The organism is Cupriavidus sp. 05T313 (genome assembly GCF_056396665.1).
Window position 1 is genome coordinate 1 of record NZ_JBFTLX010000181.1, and the last position, 16,658, is coordinate 16,658.

Consider the following 16,658-nt stretch of genomic DNA (forward strand, 5'->3'; position numbering starts at 1 on the left):
GCCCGCCCTGGTGGTGTTCGCGTCCTGGCGGCCGGGCCGCGCGCTGGCGGGTGCCTTGYTGTTTGCTGCCTTCGATGCGCTGCAACTGCGCCTGCAACAGAGCGGTGCCAGCCTGCCGGGTCTGCCGCCGCTGCCGTATCAGCTGTACCTGATGCTGCCGTACGTGCTGTCGATTCTCGCGCTGGTGCTGGTGGCGCGGCGCGCCACATACCCGCAGGCGCTGATGAAGCCCTATCGCAAGGGCGAACGCTGAGTCCAATCACACGTAGCGAATAACAAACAACCACTATGCTCGATCTTATCCTGCGCAACTGCACGCTCCCCGATGGCCGCACCGGCATCGATATCGGCATCGCGGGCGACCGCATCAAGGCAGTCGAGCCGGCGCTCAAGGCGCCAGCGGCGGCCGAGGTCGATGCGGCGGGGCAGCTTGTCACGCCGCCCTTTGTGGATGCGCATTTCCATATGGACTCCACGCTGTCCTACGGTTTGCCGCGCATCAACCAGTCGGGCACGTTGCTCGAAGGCATTGCGCTATGGGGCGAGCTCAAGCCGCTGCTGACGCAGGATGCCATCGTCGAGCGGGCACTCGCCTATTGCGACTGGGCGGTGGCCAAGGGGCTGCTGGCGATCCGTTCGCATGTGGATGTGTGCGATCCGCGCTTGCTTGCCACCGAGGCGCTGCTGCACGTGCGCGAGAAGGTGCGGCCTTACCTTGACCTGCAACTGGTAGCCTTTCCGCAGGACGGCGTGCTGCGCGCGCCCGGCGCGCTCGACAACCTCAAGCGCGCCCTGGGCATGGGCGTCGACGTGGTGGGCGGCATCCCGCATTTCGAGCGCACCATGGCCGATGGCGCGGAGTCCGTGCGCATCCTGTGCGAGCTGGCCTGCGAGCGCGGGCTGCGGGTGGACATGCATTGCGACGAGAGTGACGATCCGCTGTCGCGCCATATCGAGACACTGGCATGCCAGACCGTGCGGCTCGGGTTGCAGGGCCGGGTCACGGGTTCGCACCTGACCTCGATGCATTCGATGGACAACTACTACGTGTCCAAGCTGATTCCGCTGATTCGAGAATCCGGTGTGGCGGCCATCGCCAACCCGCTGATCAACATCACGCTGCAGGGCCGGCACGACACCTACCCGAAGCGGCGTGGCATGACCCGCGTGCCGGAGTTGCTGGCCGGGGGCGTGCCGGTGGCATTCGGCCACGATTGCGTGATGGATCCCTGGTACAGCCTGGGCTCCGGCGACATGCTGGAGGTGGCGCATATGGGCCTGCATGTGGCGCAGATGACGGGGCAGGAGGCGATGCGCGCGTGTTTTGCCGCCGTCACCGAGACGCCGGCGCGGATCCTCGGGCTGGAGGGCTACGGCATCGCACCGGACTGCCGCGCGGACCTGGTGCTGCTGCAGGCGCGCGACCCGGTCGAGGCAATCCGCTTGCGCGCTACCCGTCTGCTCGTGCTGCGGGCGGGCAAGGTGGTGGCGAGCACGCGTCCGGCTACCGCCACCTTGCACCTGGATGGCAGGCCCGGGCAGGTCAGTTTCCAGCCTTGAGTCCGGTTTTGGGAAGACTGGGAAGAAATTGCAGGGCAGGTGTTGACAGCTGATTATGTAATCAGCATAATGTTGTTCTTCGCAGCGCTGCAGCAGAAAAGCAGTGAGACGAAGCCCAGATGGCGAAATTGGTAGACGCACTAGGTTCAGGTCCTAGCGGTGGCAACACTGTGGAGGTTCGAGTCCTCTTCTGGGCACCAAGACTCGATGAAAAAGGCCGTTGCTTATGCAGCGGCCTTTTTCTTTTGTGCCGCGCGATCTGTGCCGCGGCAAGGCCTTCTGGTCTGCTCAAGGTCCTGCGGACCAGGATTGCATCCTCCACTCATCGTCGTCCGCGGACTGGCTTGCCGATGTGCCATCGGCCCTCAAGGCCGATACCGGCGTCAGCCGCCCTACATAAGCCAGCTTGCGCGTGACCTGGAAAGAGGGCACGTCGCCTTCCCGCATATGCAGCAGGTCGGCCGGCGAGACCGCGTCGTCCGCCGCGCTTGTCAGCGACAGGCCGGCCGCCCGGTAGGACGCGAGCACCAGTTGCGAGCAGAAGAAGCTGTTGCGCGCATCCAGCTCGTTGGGCGCCATCTGGATGGCGCTGAAGCTGCGCATGCAGGCGTTGCGGACCACGCCGGGCACACCCGGCAGTTCGCACAGACGCCGCTCCAGCGAAAACGGCGCATGCATGGCGATGCCGAGATGGTTATACGGCTGGCCTACCTGGGCCATCGCGAAGGCATGCAATTTCAGGCGCATACCATCGTCGAGCCCGGGGTGGCGGTAAGCCACGATGATGTCGCCGTCATTCAGCGCCTGTTGCAGCGGATAGACCCGAACGCCAGAGCCCACTGCCTCCACCACATTGCCGCCGCCCACATAGACGGCCGAATGGCTGACCTGCGATATCGTCGCCAGCCGGATCGCCGAAGAGTTGAATGAGGTGGCTGCCGAGAGCAGGATATCGCCGACCTGCAAGGCGCCGTATTTTTCGGGGAAGCGCCTGCCGGACTTCACCGCGGTGCCGAACAGGTAATCGAGGAAGGCGTAGTGCGCCGAGTAATTCTTGTCGATCGCCTCGTCATCCGAGGCGTGGTGCCAGTGATGGAAATCCGGCGTCACCACCAGGTAGCGCAGCGGGCCCCACGGCAGGTGGACATTGGCGTGGTTGAATACCGCCTGGAAGCCCACGATGATGATGTACGCGTCGATGACAGCCTTGTTGAACCCGAGCACATACAACGGCGCCAGCACCAGCACCCGCGTGAATACCAGTTCGAGGATGTGCTGGCGCGAACCGGCGAGCCAGTCCATGGTCTTGGTGCTGTGGTGCACGGAATGGAATTTCCACAGGAAGGGCACCTCGTGATAGGCCCGATGGGTCCAGTACTGCGCCAGGTCGGCTGCCAGTATGCACAGCAGCAGTTGCAGCAGGAAGGGGATACCTCCCACGAAAGCATGCACGCTGTCGCGTACCAGCCAGCCGAACAAGCGGAAGATCAGGAAGTTGACCGTCAGCAGGATCAGGCCAACGATGAAGTGATTGACCGCGAAATGCACGAGGTCGGTCTGCCATTCGCGGCGAAATACGGCTTGCCCGCGATAGAGCGGGAACATCTTTTCGATGACCACGAAAATCAGTGTCGAGCCCAGCAGGTCGAGGATGAACCAGTCCAGGCCGATATATGGCGTGTGGTCCGGGAAGTCCCCCACCGGTACTCGCGAGCCACCGAGCGCCACGGCCAGCGCCACGAGCGCGAAGGCAGCGGCATTCAGACTGCGGCGGCGCCCCAGCACCAGGTTGCTCAGCGACAGGCCGCCTGACACCAGCAGCGCGGCAAACAGGACGTGGCGCAATACGTCGACCGAATACTTGTGGCGCAGTTCGGGCGTGGTCAGGTATTGCGGGAAATGGAAAGCGATCACGCCCAGCAGGCTGAGTCCGCCCAGGGCCAGCGCAAGGATGGCCGTGATCAGGCCGCGTCCGGCCGCAAGCTCGCCGCTGCTGCCCAGCAGGTCGCGCGTATCGCGCAACACGTTGTGCACCGGGGCGATTGGCAGTTTCCCGGCTGCGCCGTTCTGTTTCATTTTTGAATCATCGGACCCGCCAGGATTTTCAGGCCTGTCGGTCGAATCGCTATTTATCCGCATCTTCCGCTATTCCGTTGTTTTGCTTCTTCTTGTTCTGCTACGGCTGGCGCGCCGGGCATCGCTGCCGGGCCTGGCTGCCAGCCGCGATCCTAGCGGAGCGCTTTCGATTTGCATAGCAATGTGGCGCCGTCCGACACGTTCCGGCCGGCAGGCGAACGGTCCTGTGCGGCGCCCCACGCAAGGCGTGCCAGCGCCCTAACGTTTGGCCAGTGTTTGACCTATGCTCTAGCAAAGCCGACATGGTTCATTTCAGCCAGGGGTTGYAGTCATGGCCAGGCGCGTGTCATCTGCTAGCGCAACAGGAGGCGGTGCCAGCACCGCTGGTACTGGTCATTGCGCGCACGCTGTCCACTCCCATCCGTGCCGCCAGTGCTGTTGCTCGATTCTTGCGATGCTGCTGGCAGCCCTGGTGCAGGCCGAGGAGCGCCCCACGCCCGGCAACGCCGGCCTCGGCTGGAACCAGCCTGAATCTGATCCGTACGCGCAGGTTGCCAGCAATGCTCCGCCGTCGTCTGAGCAGGCTGCCGGCAACGCCTTGGCGCTGCCTCCGCAGATTGTCGGCAGCGACCTCCCGGATCCGCCTGCGCCGGCAGCGCGGCTCGCCGTGGAGGATACGCAGCCACCTCTGGTGGCGTCGATCGGCAAATGGGCCTGGACCGGCGGGTCGCCTCCTCCCGGTGCGGACAATGACGCCCCCGGTCCCTCGGCGGCCGTGCTCGATCCGATATATGCCGGACCGGCCAACGGGCCGCGGCCAGCCAAACTTTCCCTGCACCTGGACGATGTCACATCTGCCACCGGCTTCGTCGGCAACCGGATGCAAAGCATGGCTGTCGCGCTGGATACCGTACTCCCGCGCAGTGGCGGCCTGACGATTCAACCGCGCTTGCAGCTCGCCTATCAGCCTGCTCCCGACAGAAGTGCATCCGGCTTCCTGGCCGGGCAGCAGGCAGACGCAAGCGCCGCGGAAGTCGTCCTGCGGGTCTATCGCACACAGCCGAGTCGGCTTACCGGAGTCAACGGTGTGTATCCGTTTGTCGAGGCCGACCTGTGGCAGGACCGCAAGCAGGTGATCAATATCAACGGCACACGCATCGATCCCGACATGCTGCGCGGACTTCTCTCTGTCAATCTCGGAGCGCACGGCAGCACCAACGGCGGCGTCAAGCTCTGGGTCAAGCTGAAAGCCGGCCGCAATCCTGGCGGCACTCTGGGGGCGCGCTACCGCTGGTAGGGGCGAGTCGCGCGCTTGCGCTGCGCCGGATTCAGCCGGTTCACCGCCGCATGAAGGGGCCTTCCCACCCAATCAAAGAAGAGGGCTTGCATTTCTGCGCCGTTGCGCTAGAATGCCGTCTTCGCGTGCGGCTGTAGCTCAGTTGGATAGAGTACTTGGCTACGAACCAAGGGGTCGTGGGTTCGAATCCTGCCAGCCGCACCACCAATGACAAGGGTCAGCACGTTTCGCGTGCTGACCCTTTTGTCTTTCTCGGGCGCCGGGATACACCCAGGGGTACACCGAAGAATGGGCTGTCTTGTGCCGGGGTGAGGGCGGGCAGGTCGATTGTTTGTGTTTTCGATTCCTTGGCCTGACTAGCGCGGGCGAGTTGAAGACGCCTTCCTTACTCTTGTTGCAGTTTCGTGCGATTGTCAGCGGCTGCACTAGCCGCGCCGAACCCGTCAACAAGCCAACTCCATACCGTCTCCTCCTCCATCCATGTCCTCCGAAATTGAAAAAGCTGCGGCCATTGTCTGGGTCAAGATCCAGATGGCGAAGCACGGACTCTCCTTGGCAGACCTGGAGGATGCTGGCTGTTTCCCGTTGCCGGAACCGGAACAGAAGCCAGTGGCACGCTATCGCGACGCGGAGGGGCGAAGCTGGGACGGGCAGGGCGAGATGCCTTCCTGGTTGCTGCGGGCGGTCAGCGCGGGCCAGAGCCAGGAGCATTTCCGGGTCGTCGGATGACCGGGCGCAATGCCGCCTTTCGCCCGTCCAAATGCTGGCGCCAGCATTTCATGGGATGACGAAGTATAGTTTTCCATTTTTTGGGATCCGCCCGCAGTACCTCGCTCAAGTAAATCTCATGGTGCTTTCCGGTTCGGACTGCATGCATGTCGATATATTCATGCTTTTGCGTTGACGTGCGCGGGGCGCTTTCCGCGTCAGGCTGGCGGGAGACGCCGGGGTGGAAACACCACGCTCACGCGCAGGCCGCCGCTGCCGGGAGCCTGGCCGAGTTCGACGCGGGCGCCATGCCGGTCGGCGATCTGCCTGACGATCGACAGCCCGAGTCCACAGCCGTCGGCGCGCGAGCCGCGCAGGCGATAGAAGCGGCCGAATACCTTGGCCCGCTCGTCGGGCGGAATGCCAGGGCCGCTGTCGTTGACATTCAGCACGGCGTTGCCCGTTGCGTCGCACGCCACCGACACGTCGATTTGTCCGCCTTCCGGCGTGTAGCGGATCGCGTTGTCGACCAGATTGGCTGCAAGCTCGCGCAGCAGCAGCGGTTGTCCCGTCATCCATACCGGCCCGCTGCCGTCGAAGCCGAGGTCAATGCGCTTTTCGAGCGCTTGCGGCAACAGGTCGAAGCTCGTCTGGCGCACAAGCTCGGTCAGGTCGAGCCCCACGTCATCCACGACGTGGCCTGACTCGCTGCGCGCGAGCGCCAGCAGTTGCTGGATCATGCGTGAAGTGGCATCGGTGCTGTCATGGATCTCCTTCACGATTTCGCGCACGCGGCGGGCGTCGTGCTGCGCCAGCGCCAGCGCCGCCTGCGCCTTGAGCACCGTAAGCGGCGTCTTCAACTGGTGCGACGCATCGGCGATGAACTGCCGGTGCGCCTCGTTGAGCTGGCGCTGCCGGCCGGTGTGGAGATTGATCGCCTCGATCAGAGGAATCACTTCGCGCGGCACCGTTTGCGTGGCAATCGGTGTGAGGTCGGTCTGGTCGCGGCCTTTGATTTCGTCGCGGATACGCCGTAACGGCAGCAGGCCGCGCCGGACGCCGAGCGCGATCAGCAGCGCGGCCACTGCGATCAGGGTCAGCTGCATCGCGCTGGTGTCGAACAGCATGCGCCTGGACAAGGCTTCGCGCGCCCCCGTGGTTTCACCGACCTGGACCAGCAAGGGGCCGCAAGGCACGGCCTCGTATACCGGTCGCCGCAGCGCCACCAGCCGTACCGGCTCGCCGTTGTACATGGCGTTGTGGAACAACGGCTGGTCGCCCGCAGGCACGGTGGGCGGAGCGGGCAGGTCCTCCTGGCCCGTGACGAGCGATGGCGGATCAAGGCAACTCACCTTGTAGAAGATCCGGTCCTGCGAGCGGGTTTCGAGCATCTCCAGCGCGGCGTACGGCACGTCGACGGTCAGCTCGCCGCTCTGGACCGAAACCCGCTCCGCCATGGCAAGCGCTGAACCGAGCAGGGTACGGTCATAGGCCTGGTTGGCCTGCTCCAGCGTGCGCACGTAGTTGATGCGGAATCCGACTATCCAGACGACGGACAGCGGAATTAGCAGCCACCGGAGGAGGTGGTTACGCAGTCGAATCATCGACCGCTTCCAGGCGGTAGCCGAGTCCGCGCAGGGTCCGGATGTGGGTACCGCTGCCCTCGAGGCGCTTGCGCAGCCGATGCACGTAAAGTTCGACGGCCTCCGCGCTGACCGCGTCGTCGAGCGAGCATAACTGCGCGCACATCTCCTGCTTGCTGACCGGCCGGCCGGCGCGTGTGATCAGGGTCTCCAGCACGCCATGCTCGCGCCGCGGCAAAACCAGCGGCTGGCCGGCCACGCTGAACTCCATGGCCACGCTGTCGAAGCACAGGCGGCCCATCTCGAACAGAGCATGCGTGCTGCCCTGCCGGCGCCGCGCGATGGCGCGCAACCTGGCCACCAGTTCGGCCAGGTCAAATGGCTTTGGCAGGTAGTCGTCGGCGCCCGCGTTCAGCCCGCGCACCCGGTCGGGTGTTTCACCCGACGCAGTGAGGATCAGCACCGGCACATCGTCGCCACGGGCGCGTGCACGGCGCAGCACTTCGATGCCGCTGATTCCCGGCAGCGCCAGGTCGAGCACGACCACGTCGTAGCGTTCCGCCTGGAGCAGCTGGTCCGCGTGCAGGCCATCGGACACGACATCGAGCACCATGCCGGCGGCACCCAGGGCCTCCGTCAGCGAGCGCGCCAGTTTCGGGTTGTCTTCGACCAGCAGCGTGCGCATGGGGTCAACCCTCGCCGGCACTGCCGGTATGGGTGCAAAGGGCATTGGCGTCGCTATAATGGCGCGCCGGCTGGAGGAAACATGACATCGAGGGCATGGTTGATCGGGCTCCTGTTACTGCTGATGCTACCCATGGCGAGGGCCCAAGTCCCCGAGGGTTATCCCGCGGATTACGCGGCGACCATCGCGGCGGCGAAGCGTGAGGGCAGGGTGGTTGTTTACTCGCCCACCGACATGGCAGAGGCCCGGTACCTGATTGCGGATTTCAAATCCTTGTACCCCGGTGTCGATGTCGAGTACCACGATCTCAATAGCACCGAGGTCTACAACCGCTTCCTGAAAGAGGTTCAGGGTGGCAGCGCCACGGCCGACGTGCTGTGGAGTTCGGCSATGGACCTGCAGGTCAAGCTGGTCAACGATGGCTATGCCCTGCAGTACGCGTCGCCGGAGCGTGCCGGCCTGCCTGACTGGGCGGTCTGGAGGAACGAGGCCTGGGGCACGACGCTTGAGCCAGTCGGCTTTGCCTACAACAAGCGCCAGCTGGCCGCCGCCGAAGTGCCACGCACGCACGCCGATTTCATTCGTCTGCTCACGGCCGCTCCCGGACGCTTCAAAGGCCGCGTGATCACCTACGACCTGGAGAACTCGAGCCTGGGCTTCCTGTTCGCCACGCAGGACGCGAAGGCATCCGGCATGTGGTGGGACGTGGCCCGGGCGCTCGGTGCCAATCAGGTCCGGCAAGTCCCGAGTACCGCTGCCATGCTGGAGAGCGTGGCCTCCGGCGAAAGCCTGCTGGCCTACAACCTGTTGGGTTCCTATGCGTACAACAAGGTGCGCACCGATCCGGCGATCGGCTTTGTCTATCCGCAGGACTACGTGCTGGTCGGCTCGCGCATTGCGTTTATCCAGCGGCGCGCGGCGCATCCCAATGCAGCCAGGCTGTGGCTCGACTACATGCTGTCGAAGCGCGGCCAGACCGTGCTGGCAAACCAGCTGGGTTTGTTTGCGTTGCGTAGCGATGCGCATGGCGGCGGCAATGCGGCAGTGCTCCGGCTCGATGCGGGCAGCAACATCCGGCCGATCGCGATCGGCGCCGGGCTGATGGTCTATCTCGACCGCAACAAACGGCAGGAATTCCTCAAGCGCTGGAAAGACGCGCTGGCACAGCCGCGCTAAGCCTAGGGCTGCACTACGGCTTGCCGCCACTGCAGGATGAAATCCCGGTAGTTCTGGTTGTTGAGATAGCCAATCAGGCCCGGCCCGACCGCGATCGGCCTCAGGCTGCCGCCAAGCCTTTGCCTGAGGCGGGCGGCGGTGAATTCGCCTTCGACGTCGTCGCGCAGCGCGTAGAGGTGTGCGCTGTTCGCAATCACGGCCTGGCCGCGCTTGGACAGCGTGTAGTCCACCCAGAGCTTTGCGGCGTTGGGATGTGCCGCCTTCTTGTTGATCACGATGATGCGTGACATGACGAGCGTGTAGTCCTTCGGGAACACATAGCCCAGCGATGGATTCTTCTGCGCCTGCGCCACCGTGTAGGCGCCCAGCAGGTTGTAGCCAACCAGCACCTGGCCCGAGGCCACGCGCCTGGCCATGGCGTCGGTCGTCAGGTCGAGGCGGGCCGCGGCCTTGCCCAGGGCGCGGGCGACATCCCAGAATGCGGGCGATACAGCGACATCCTGCGTGGCAAGAAAGAAGCCGAGTCCGGACTTTTCAATATCGTAGCTGACCACCTTTCCCTTGAAGCGCGTTGGGTCGCTGTTCAGAAGCCGGGCCAGGTCGGCATGTGTCTGCGGCACTTCGCCGGCCCGCAGCAGCTTCTTGTTGTAGGCGACGACGATCGGCTCGTAGGTGGTGGCGAAGGCCTGGTTCTTCCAACTGGCCCACTCCGGGAAGTTCGCCTTTTCCGGAGAGTCGTAAGTCATGGTGTAGCCACTGTCGACCAGCGCGGCTTGCTGATCCATGGCTGAACTCCACAGCACGTCAGCGGATTCGCCGCCCAGCTGTGTCTCGGCGACAAAGCGGTGGTACAGCACGGTGCTGTTCAGGTCTTCATAGGTGATGTCGATACGCGGATACATGGCCCGGAAATCCGCAATCAGGAATTTGGCGATGCCCGCGTCCGTGGTCGAGTAAATCACCAGCCGGCCTTCGTCTTCGGCGGCCTTGACCGTCTCCGCGTACGCCGGTGCATAGCCAGGCGGAACACTGCCCTTGGACGCATAGCCCATGAGCTCCCCAGGCTCCTGCGCCATGCCGAGCGTGCAGATCAGCCCGAACCCCAGCCCGATGAGGAATTTCATGCTTTGCCTTCCGCTTCGTCTCGTCCGCTGACCGGCACCAGCAGCAGGGGGGTGCGAGTCTTGCGCATGACTTCATGGGCTACCGAGCCGAACAGCAGGCCGGCCAGGACACCATCGCCATGCGAACCCATCAGGATCAGGTCAGCGGGCCCAAGACGGGCTTCGTCGAGGATAAGCTGGGCCACGTCGTCCCCCTCGCACACGATGATCTCGGTGATCGGCTGCGGCGGGTTCTTGTCCGTGYGCACGGCATAGAAGGCCGCGATCTGCGCTTCAATGTGCAGCTTCACCCGTTGCGCGCGATCATGGTGATACCTGTCGAGCGCGTCCTGGGGCACGTGGGAATCGATCTCGATCAGCGACTTCTCGCGCTGGTCCGGGATAACGGTGAGCACCTGCAGTCTTGCGCCCAACCGGTTGGCCAGGCCGATGGCGTAGGCCAGCGCGTCTTCGCAGCCTTCGCTCAGGTCCGCGGCATAGAGAATGGATCGGATTTCGTTGTGCATGGTGGGCTACCGTCAATGGGCATGGCCAACGATGGGGATGACCCCGAAGACAACGGTGGCCACCAGCATGACCAGCGCCGCCGACAAGGCCCAGAGCAGCGTGTAGCGCTGGTGGTCGCCGAATTCGACCTCGGCCAGGCCGACCAGCAAATAGGTCGATGYGACCAGTGGACTGAGCAGGTGCACCTGCTGGCCGATCAGCGATGCGCGCCCGATTTCAGCGGCGCCAATGCCATAGACGGCGGCCGCTTTGGCAAGGATAGGCAGGATGCCGAAGTAGAACGCGTCGTTCGAGATGAAAAAAGTAAACGGGACGCTCAGCACGCCGGTGACGATGGCCATGTAAGGGCCCATCCAGTCCGGCACGGCGCTGATCACGCTGGCCGCGATCGCGTCGACCATCTTGGTGCCCGACAGGATGCCCACGAAGATACCGGCAGCGAAGATCAGCGACACCACGGGAACAATATTGGCGGCATGCGAGCTGAGCCTCTCCTTCTGGTCCTTGAGGCTGGGGTAGTTGATCATCAGCGCCAGCGCGGAGGCCACCATGAACAGTACCTGCAACGGCATGGTGCCGAGAATCAGCAGCACCATGAGTCCCAGGGTCAGCAGGAAATTGACCCAAAGGAGCCTGGGCCTGGCGATGTCGGGGTCGCCCGCTGTCACCTGCGGCTGTGCGGCGGAAGCGGGATCCGCCGAGCCTGCCGCAATGGCGCCGAGCCGCGTGCGCTCGCGGCGCCCCAGCAGGAAGGCGACGAACAAGCCCCAGCACCCGGTGACGATCATCGGCAGGATCATCGGTACGAAGATCAGGCCCACGTCCACGCCAAGCGCGCTCGCCGCGCGCGCGGTGGGGCCGCCCCAGGGCAGGATGTTCATCAGCCCGCCAGCCATCATGATTACGCACGCCAGCACAAGGCGGCTGATGCCGAGCCGCTTGTAGAGCGGGAGCATGGCGGCGCAGGTGATCATGTAGGTGGTGGAGCCGTCGCCGTCGAGCGAGACGCACACTGCCAGCACGAAGGTGCCGACGACGATCTTCATCGGATCCCCGCCCACCATTCTCAGGATCACGCGCACCGCCGGGTCGAACAAGCCGGCGTCGATCATCACGCCGAAATACAGGATGGYAAACATCAGCATCACGCCCGTCGGCGCGAGCTTCTTGATGCCATCCAGCATCATCGCCCCCAGCTCCATCCCAAAGCCACCGATCAGCCCGAACGTGATCGGCACCAGGATCAGCGCGACCATGGCCGAAAGGCGCTTGGTCATGATCAGCGCCATGAAAACGATCACCATCGAATAGGCGAGGAGGGTCAGCATGTCGTGTATCTCCGCTCTCTCAGGCTACGAACTGGCACTGGGAAGCCGGCGTGCGCGTGTCCATATTGCGGCCCCGGTTCAGGTGGTCGTCGATTTCGGCGGCGCAGCCAAGCATGCGCGGGTAGAGGAAGATCGTGAAGGCGGCCGTCTCCAGCGCGCTTTCCGCGTACTGTCCGCCCTGGTAGGGCTGCCAGAGCATCTTGAGCAGTAGCGCGGCGATCACCGCGTCGATATTCACGCAGTAGACGGTGCGCGACACGCCCTCATCGAACAAGGTTTGCACCAGTTCACGGTAGAAGGTGTGGAACACGTTGTACTCGCCGCGGCCGGCGAGCAGCCCGGCAATGAACACCTCCCGGGGGTCGTGGTTGACAGGCTTGTCCTTGAACACCGGGTGGTTGACGCCGGGGATCTTCTGGATGTCCAGGCTGCCGGTATTCTTCTTGTTCGCCTTGTAATCGGCATAGCGTTTGACATATCGCTGCGCCAGGGCCTTGAGGTCGATACCGTGATTGGGGTCGCCTGGGTCCTTGAGGCCGGTGTCCTTGAACTGCTCGATCAGGAAGGCGATGCCTTCGTAGCCGTTGCCGCCATGCGCATAGCCGGAGTGCGTGAGAAAGCCGGCCAGCGCTTTGTTGAGCTGCACGCGGCCCGGGTCTTCGGGCCCGTCCGCCGACACCGCGCCCTTGGCGCCCTGCGCGGAGATCGTGCCCGGTCCGTTGCTTAGCAGCAGCCCGACCAGCACCTGGAACGCATACAGATCGGCAGGATTGGGTGTCAGGCCCAGGAGGGCGACAAATGCGACTTCGCTGATTGGCCGTCGCTCCAGAATGTCGCTGATCGCCATGCCGCAGAAACTGTCGGCCGCGTGCTGATTCGCCGGCACCGAGGCGCCGATCAGCGCGCCGAACAAGCGCATCCACCAAGGCAAGCTCTCCGCGGTGATCCGCGACACGCGCTTGCGCATCAGCGGCCCCCAGGCCAGCGTGGTGGTAATGGCGGCCAGTACAGCGTCTTCCGTCGGGTGGCCCGGCAGGGTGCGGAGGTAGCTGATGAACACCGACCTGGCGCCTCGGGCCTTTAGCCCATTGAGCATGGCGCCGGCGCGGCCGTCGGCCTGGTCCGCGACGAACAAGGCCGGGTCTTCGAGTTGGATCCCGCTGATGTCGAAGCTTTCGTTCATCGCATCGTCGAGGCCGGCTGCCGCGAACGCGTCGATCAGCATTTGCGACAGTGCCCGCGCGCGCTCTTGCGTGCGCGGCCCGAGGATGCTGGCCGCCGTGGCCAGTACGCTGTTGGGCGCGTTGCCGGCATCGCGCGAGGCCTGGGCGGCCGCCAGCGCGGGGTGGCCGTGCAAGTTCAGCCCGGCCCCGATGGCCACGTTGATCAATCGCTGGTCGTTGACGCCACCGGGCTCGTGCAGCAGCGCCAGGTTCACGTTGGTCTCCAGCGGATGCTGCGCCGCGTCGAGCATCGATACGCCGTGCAGGCTGGTCAACTGCGTCCTGGCATCCATCTGCGAAGCGCCCGACGTGTCTTTCATGGACTGCCGGGGTAGCATGGCACCGATCTGTTGCCGGAGGGCGGCAATCTGCTGGCCGTACGGCGCGGGCGCCTCCACCACGGCGAGATCGAGTTCAGGTGGCAGCTTCAGGCCCCGGCTGGCACTGAACCAGGGCTTGAGCTCCATCGTGCCTTCCGGCGCGAAATCGGGCTGCACGCCGTTGGCACGCATCACAGCCGTCAGCGCGGCCGGGATATCGGCGATATTGACCACCACCGCGCCCTTGGCCGAGACCACCGGGTTCTGTGGCGTGAATAGCGCATCGACGCCGAATTTTTCCATGAACCAGCGCTCTTTGGATTCGGCGTCGTCGGCGCCACCGGCCATGGCCCCGGCATGGCCGACGGCGCGTGTGAGCTTGCTCTTCCAGCGGCCGACCACGCAGGCCACCACCGGTTTGGTAAAGCTGGCATCGCGTTCGTAGTAGCCGCCTGGCTCGCAATACAGCACCGCGGCCTTGCTACGGTCGTCGTGGGCCAGCGCGAAGGCGAATTCGGGGGCGGCGTAGTGAATGTAGACATCCTTGCCGCTAGAGATCAACGTGGTCGTGCCCCAGCCAGCCATGCGCAGGTACTGCGCAATGGTGGTGGTGAAGCCGCCCGAGTTCGACAGGATCGCGATCGAGCCTTTGCGCAAGGTGTCGGCCGGCGCGTCCCCGCCCAGCGCGCCACCGATGCGAACCTGATTCCAGGCGTCGGCCACGCCGAGGCTGTTGCCTCCGAAGATATCTACGCCGTTGAGCTGGGCCAGCGCGCGGATTTCGCGGGCGTCGTGTACCGACATCTTCTCGGTTGGAATGAAGATCTTCTTGAGGTCAGGGTTGACCCGTATCAGCTCGACTACGCCGTCGTCGGCCGCAGAGGGGGGCAGATAGACCACGCCGCAATTGAAGCGGTGGCCGGCCTCCAGGCCTTCACGTACATTGTTGTAGACCGGGATCGGCCCCGCCGGCGTGTCCAGCACCTGCCCCTTGCGGCCTGGCGAGGTGCCGAACACCACGTTGCCGCCCGAGTAGGCATGGCCTACCGGCGTCACGTCGCTGGACTCGCCTCCCATAATGTTGAGCACGCACACGCGGTCCTCGCGCGTGGCCACTTCCGACAAGGATTGAATACCGACGAAATACTTGAAATCACCAACACCTTTGGCGCGCATGGTTGTCTCCTGTACAGTGACTTCAGGCGGTCACATTCAAACTGGCCGCGACTTGTGCGCGGCCACCGGCTTTCATCCAGGCGTCTACCTTACGAGCATAGTCCACCACCTCGCTCATCGCCGAGTCGAATCCAAAGCTCACGTAGGGCAGGCCGAGCGACTCGCAGGTGTCGCGCAGCACGGCCATGCCGCGGACCAGGTTCGGTCCCCCGCGTCCGACCACCACGTAGAGCGGCGCGGCGCCGTACTTGCCGAAATGCTCCCGCAGCGCGTCGGCCATGGCGCGGAAGGTCTCGAAGATATCGGTGTTGTTGGACTTGCCCCCGATGATGAACAGCACGTTGCTCTGCTTGAGCCAATGCTTGAAGCAGATGCCGGCGACAGCCTTCATCTTCTCGTACGGCGGGTTCCCGCCGAAGTCGGAAGAGATGATGGCGTCGGCTCCCAGCATTTGCGTCACCAGGGAATTCGCGCCGCCTCCGAAGGTCGGCGCCAGGATGGTTCCCTTGTCGTTGATGATGTACACGTCACTTTGCCCCTGATAGGTACGGAGCTGGTTGATCTCTTGCTCGAAGGGCGACGTGTCGACAGCAAACAGATGAGGCGGCAGGTCCAGGCGCTGCCAGCGCGGATCGTCGCGGTCGAAGCCGCACTTGAAGTCGCAGGCGACAGGCGTGAGCCGCCCGCGCTTGTCCGCGCGCATCCGGATCGGGTTGAGCTCCAGCGTGGTCATGCCGTAGTCGTGGAACAGGTCCCACAGGTTTGGCAAATGCTGCACCAGCGGCGAGATGATCTCCTTTGGCGCGTTCAGGCCGCTCAACGCGTTCGCCACGACAAAGGCCTTGAGGCCGGTCAACGGGTTGAAAGGCACGCGGGCGACCTGGCTGTCGTCCAGTTCCTCGATGTCCATGCCGCCGTGGTGGGTCAAGGTCATGGTCGGGGCGCGGAACTCGGTGGAATCGGTCAGCGAAAAGTAGATCTCGTGGTCGGAAGGCACGCCGCCTTCGAAGGTCACGCCATTGGCCTTGGCGTGCTGGTTGCCGTGGTGGTGCTCGGCAAAGTAGAGCCGCTCTTTTTCCTTGAGTGCCGATGCCAGGTCACCCACCCGGCCCAGCAGGCCGGCCTTGCCCTTCTTGCCGACACCGCCGCGGAATACCGGCTTGATGAAGACTTGTTTGTGGCGTTCGATCAGCGCTTTGATCTGGTCGTCGTTGGCGTCGGGCCCGAGTACCTCAGCCGTGGGGAAGCCCACGAGTTGCAGCAAGCGCGCGCCGTGAAGCATGCCGGTGATTTGCATGTTGTCTCCTCCGTCTATTAACTATGATCGCCGGGGCATGCTATTCCAGCGAAGCTTTCGCCCGGCTTACATCCAGGGGGCAGGGACTTCCCGCATGCAGCTGGCTGCAGGGCAGGGCGCCTCTTTGAGGGGCAGGGTGTTGAGTGCGGGGGCAACGCCTTTGCCAGATACTGATGCGCACTATGCGATGTGCGCAGGCGTCACCAGATGGAGCACTGAAGTGCTTTGCGATGGGTGATCGAAACGGCTCCTGCAATTTTTTCCAGAAAGGGCTTGTCAGGCGGGCGCCGACGCTTTAGTATTCGCCCCCTCGCAACACAAACGCCGCGCTGCAAGGCAGGCGGGGCAAGGGTTGCAGGGTTTGCTGGAAAGGTGGGCGGCGCAAAAAAGCGAGGCTTGCCGAAGCAAGAAAAGATTAAAAGTGTTTGACGAAACGTAGAAGGTTCTTCATAATCTCGTTTCTCTGCTGCAGAAAACGCAGTGACGCGGTAAGCAAAGCGAACCGCGGCYAGTTCTTTAACAAACAAACAACCGATAAGTGTGGGCGCTTGATAGCGGATGCGGAAGACTTCGGTCTTTTAGCTTACAAGTTATAAAG

The 16,658-nt window shown here is 63.9% G+C and carries 12 protein-coding genes, 2 tRNA genes and 1 pseudogene; 7 read left to right on the forward strand and 8 right to left on the reverse strand.

Annotated elements, in window-relative coordinates; genetic code table 11:
- The 3 genes and pseudogenes from AC1DKD_RS29630 to AC1DKD_RS29640 form a co-directional block, all read left to right on the forward strand.
- Positions 1–253: pseudogene (locus tag AC1DKD_RS29630) on the forward strand (ABC transporter permease); the annotation flags it as partial.
- A 35-nt stretch (positions 254–288) separates the two neighbouring features.
- Entirely contained in the window at positions 289–1,560 is a 1,272-nt protein-coding gene (locus AC1DKD_RS29635; protein ID WP_441634603.1) for an amidohydrolase family protein, read from the forward strand.
- Positions 1,561–1,673: 113 nt separating this feature from the next.
- Positions 1,674–1,760, forward strand: a tRNA-Leu gene (locus tag AC1DKD_RS29640).
- 88 nt (positions 1,761–1,848) lie between these two features.
- Here the strand turns inward: AC1DKD_RS29640 and AC1DKD_RS29645 are convergent.
- On the reverse strand, positions 1,849–3,636 hold the full coding sequence (locus AC1DKD_RS29645) for a sterol desaturase family protein (RefSeq protein WP_477144042.1): 1,788 nt from the start codon (positions 3,634–3,636) through the stop codon (positions 1,849–1,851).
- 454 nt (positions 3,637–4,090) lie between these two features.
- Here AC1DKD_RS29645 and AC1DKD_RS29650 point away from each other — a divergent pair, with 454 nt between their 5' ends.
- From AC1DKD_RS29650 to AC1DKD_RS29660, 3 genes are all read left to right on the forward strand, one after another.
- Positions 4,091–4,933, forward strand: coding sequence for a hypothetical protein (locus tag AC1DKD_RS29650; RefSeq protein ID WP_441634609.1), 843 nt, complete (start codon positions 4,091–4,093; stop codon positions 4,931–4,933).
- Positions 4,934–5,060: 127 nt separating this feature from the next.
- Positions 5,061–5,137, forward strand: a tRNA-Arg gene (locus AC1DKD_RS29655).
- Positions 5,138–5,413: 276 nt separating this feature from the next.
- Positions 5,414–5,662: an H-NS family nucleoid-associated regulatory protein gene (locus AC1DKD_RS29660; RefSeq protein ID WP_441634611.1), complete on the forward strand. Its 249-nt coding sequence runs from the start codon at positions 5,414–5,416 to the stop codon at positions 5,660–5,662.
- Between the two features lie 197 nt (positions 5,663–5,859).
- Here AC1DKD_RS29660 and AC1DKD_RS29665 read toward each other — a convergent pair whose 3' ends face one another.
- Positions 5,860–7,245 (reverse strand): sensor histidine kinase, encoded by a 1,386-nt coding sequence (locus tag AC1DKD_RS29665; RefSeq protein WP_441634613.1) that lies wholly within the window; start codon positions 7,243–7,245, stop codon positions 5,860–5,862.
- Positions 7,229–7,909, reverse strand: a complete 681-nt coding sequence (locus AC1DKD_RS29670) for a response regulator (protein WP_441634615.1) — start codon at positions 7,907–7,909, stop codon at positions 7,229–7,231. Before AC1DKD_RS29670 ends, AC1DKD_RS29665 begins: the two co-directional genes overlap by 17 nt.
- Positions 7,910–8,032: 123 nt before the next feature.
- Between AC1DKD_RS29670 and AC1DKD_RS29675 the strand changes: the two genes are divergently transcribed.
- Positions 8,033–9,085 (forward strand): ABC transporter substrate-binding protein, encoded by a 1,053-nt coding sequence (locus AC1DKD_RS29675; RefSeq protein ID WP_441634627.1) that lies wholly within the window; start codon positions 8,033–8,035, stop codon positions 9,083–9,085.
- 2 nt (positions 9,086–9,087) lie between these two features.
- On the opposite strand, the gene AC1DKD_RS29680 is transcribed toward AC1DKD_RS29675, so the two are convergent.
- Genes AC1DKD_RS29680 through AC1DKD_RS29700 form a run of 5 tightly spaced genes read right to left on the reverse strand, consistent with a single transcriptional unit; the run spans position 9,088 to position 16,060 of the window.
- Entirely contained in the window at positions 9,088–10,209 is a 1,122-nt protein-coding gene (locus AC1DKD_RS29680; RefSeq protein ID WP_441634617.1) for an ABC transporter substrate-binding protein, read from the reverse strand.
- A complete protein-coding gene (locus AC1DKD_RS29685; RefSeq protein WP_477144043.1) occupies positions 10,206–10,715 on the reverse strand; it encodes a universal stress protein in 510 nt (169 codons plus the stop codon). The genes AC1DKD_RS29680 and AC1DKD_RS29685 overlap by 4 nt, the downstream gene beginning before the upstream one ends.
- A gap of 12 nt (positions 10,716–10,727) precedes the next feature.
- The gene (locus tag AC1DKD_RS29690) at positions 10,728–12,044 is read right to left on the reverse strand and encodes a CitMHS family transporter (RefSeq protein WP_477144044.1); all 1,317 of its coding nucleotides are present in this window, start codon (positions 12,042–12,044) and stop codon (positions 10,728–10,730) included.
- Positions 12,045–12,063: 19 nt separating this feature from the next.
- Positions 12,064–14,763 carry a CoA-binding protein gene (locus AC1DKD_RS29695; protein ID WP_441634623.1) on the reverse strand — a complete coding sequence of 900 codons (2,700 nt, stop codon included), beginning with the start codon at positions 14,761–14,763 and terminating at the stop codon, positions 12,064–12,066.
- 22 nt (positions 14,764–14,785) lie between these two features.
- Positions 14,786–16,060 carry an ATP citrate lyase citrate-binding domain-containing protein gene (locus AC1DKD_RS29700; RefSeq protein WP_441634625.1) on the reverse strand — a complete coding sequence of 425 codons (1,275 nt, stop codon included), beginning with the start codon at positions 16,058–16,060 and terminating at the stop codon, positions 14,786–14,788.
- Positions 16,061–16,658: the final 598 nt, after the last annotated feature.

Bases quoted from the DNA above. Each gene is read 5' to 3' on its own strand.
- AC1DKD_RS29695 (WP_441634623.1), bottom strand. From the start codon at position 14,763: ATGCGCGCCAAAGGTGTTGGTGATTTCAAGTATTTCGTCGGTATTCAA.
- AC1DKD_RS29650 (WP_441634609.1), top strand. From the start codon at position 4,091: ATGCTGCTGGCAGCCCTGGTGCAGGCCGAGGAGCGCCCCACGCCCGGC.
- AC1DKD_RS29645 (WP_477144042.1), bottom strand. From the start codon at position 3,636: ATGAAACAGAACGGCGCAGCCGGGAAACTGCCAATCGCCCCGGTGCAC.
- AC1DKD_RS29635 (WP_441634603.1), top strand. From the start codon at position 289: ATGCTCGATCTTATCCTGCGCAACTGCACGCTCCCCGATGGCCGCACC.
- AC1DKD_RS29670 (WP_441634615.1), bottom strand. From the start codon at position 7,909: ATGCGCACGCTGCTGGTCGAAGACAACCCGAAACTGGCGCGCTCGCTG.
- AC1DKD_RS29680 (WP_441634617.1), bottom strand. From the start codon at position 10,209: ATGAAATTCCTCATCGGGCTGGGGTTCGGGCTGATCTGCACGCTCGGC.
- AC1DKD_RS29665 (WP_441634613.1), bottom strand. From the start codon at position 7,245: ATGATTCGACTGCGTAACCACCTCCTCCGGTGGCTGCTAATTCCGCTG.
- AC1DKD_RS29700 (WP_441634625.1), bottom strand. From the start codon at position 16,060: ATGCAAATCACCGGCATGCTTCACGGCGCGCGCTTGCTGCAACTCGTG.
- AC1DKD_RS29660 (WP_441634611.1), top strand. From the start codon at position 5,414: ATGTCCTCCGAAATTGAAAAAGCTGCGGCCATTGTCTGGGTCAAGATC.